The organism is Paenibacillus plantiphilus, assembly GCF_927798095.1.
In the GTDB taxonomy this organism is placed as follows: domain Bacteria; phylum Bacillota; class Bacilli; order Paenibacillales; family Paenibacillaceae; genus Paenibacillus_Z; species Paenibacillus_Z plantiphilus.
This window is the reverse complement of record NZ_CAKMMF010000066.1, coordinates 1-1,896: the sequence shown is the minus strand read 5'-3', so window position 1 is coordinate 1,896 and position 1,896 is coordinate 1. Positions and strand designations below refer to the sequence as shown.

1 protein-coding gene is annotated in these 1,896 nt (G+C 48.6%); it reads left to right on the top strand.

All coding sequences use genetic code 11. The features are described from left to right. The first annotated feature begins 410 nt into the window (after positions 1-410). Positions 411-1,829, top strand: a complete 1,419-nt coding sequence (gene ltrA, locus L6H65_RS26305; protein ID WP_236347713.1) for a group II intron reverse transcriptase/maturase — start codon at positions 411-413, stop codon at positions 1,827-1,829. The last annotated feature ends 67 nt before the right edge of the window (positions 1,830-1,896 follow it).

Sequence of the window (1,896 nt, the reverse complement as noted above, 5' to 3'; positions counted from 1 at the left end):
TTTATTGTGCGCCACGCATGGCGCGTAGCTAGGCGGTGAAAGTCCGCTATGGGGGCTGGCAGTTGCCAACCATTAGCCAAGAGCAAGGGTGTCCATCGTGAGGTGGAATCTGAAGGAAGCTGGCGGCAAAGTACCGACCCGAGGAACACGAATCACATCAGGCATCCAAAGTGGGATGAGTCTGCAATACAAGACGAAATCCAATAAACTGCACGGACACGAGGATGTAAATGCGGCGGGTACATGGGATGAAAGTTACGCGTCTTACCGTGGGAGGTCTCACGGACGCATGAAACGTATTTGCGCCATGCGGTTGAAACAAGATTTGTCGTGAGAAGTCAGCAGATACCATATTAGTAACGCTGCCAGGCGGCGTTATGAAGGGTTGAACCTAAGGAGGTGTTCAGTCAATGAATGTTACCAAAGTCGGGATGAAAGAAAGCAGAATACCTTGCTGTAGCAAGGGCTGCCCGCAAAGAGATAGTGCGGAACACGAAGGGTATGAGGGAGCGCTTACCGACAAGCGGATAACTGAAAACAACAACACCAACGCCAACAGTCGAGGGAACGGGCTATTAGAGAGAATCCTGAGTCGAGGAAATCTGAACGAAGCTTACAAGCAAGTGAAGAGGAACAAAGGCTCACACGGTATCGATGGGATGAAAGTGGAGCATCTTCTGCAATATCTCGGAGACAACGGGGAGGAACTCGTAAAACGAGTTCTGGATGGAAAATACCGCCCGAATCCGGTCCGAAGGGTAGAAATACCTAAGGATAACGGAAAAATGCGTACGCTTGGAATCCCAACAGCAGTAGACAGGGTGCTGCAACAAGCCATCACGCAAGTACTATCGCCGATCTTCGAACCACAATTCGCTGAAACAAGCTATGGATTCAGACCCAGGAGAAGCGCTCACGACGCACTGAGAAAGTGTAAGGAATATGCAAACGAAGGATACACTTATGTCGTGGACATGGATTTGGAGAAATTTTTCGATACGGTCAGCCAATCGAAGATGATTGAATTGCTATCCAAAACCATTAAAGACGGCAGAGTGATATCCCTCATACACAAGTATCTACAGGCAGGGGCAATAAACAAGGGGAAGTTCGAAGAGACAGAGCTCGGTCTTGTTCAAGGCGGGAATATTAGCCCATTATGCAGTAACATCATGCTAAATGAACTTGACCGAGAACTGGAACGAAGAGGAATCAGGTTTGTCCGCTATGCGGACGACATGCTTCTCTTTGCAAAGACAAAGCGATCAGCGCAGCGGATGCTCAATCACGTTCTGCCCTACATTGAAGGGAAACTGCGGCTAAAGGTGAACAGGGAGAAAACAGTGGTTGCCTATATCGGCAAGGTCAAATTCCTGGGATACGGATTTTATCCATCCAAAGATGGAATCAAACTGCGTACCCACTCTAAGAGCATCAGCAAGATGAAAGCGAGGATTAAAGAGCTCACTGCAAGAAGTAACGGGCTCGGATATGAGTTGCTGAAATCAAAGCTGAAACCATATATCACGGGTTGGGTTAACTACTTCCATCTCGCAGATATGAAGAAACTGCTCAGGGTAACGGATGAGTGGTTAAGACGAAGAATACGAATGGTGATCTGGAAACAGTGGAAACGAGTCCGCACCCGATACTCCATGCTACGTAAACTCGGACACGACCATAACACGGCCTACAAGTTCGCGTGCACAAGAAAAGGCTACTGGCGCATCGCCAAAAGCCACATCCTCAGCACAACGGTCACCAATGCCCGCCTTAAACAAGCCGGATACACATTTTTCTCGGAGCATTACAAGACTGTACAGACGTAAACTTAGGAACCGCCGTGTACCGAACGGTATGCACGGTGGTGTGGAAGGTCGGCTACTCAACTAATGG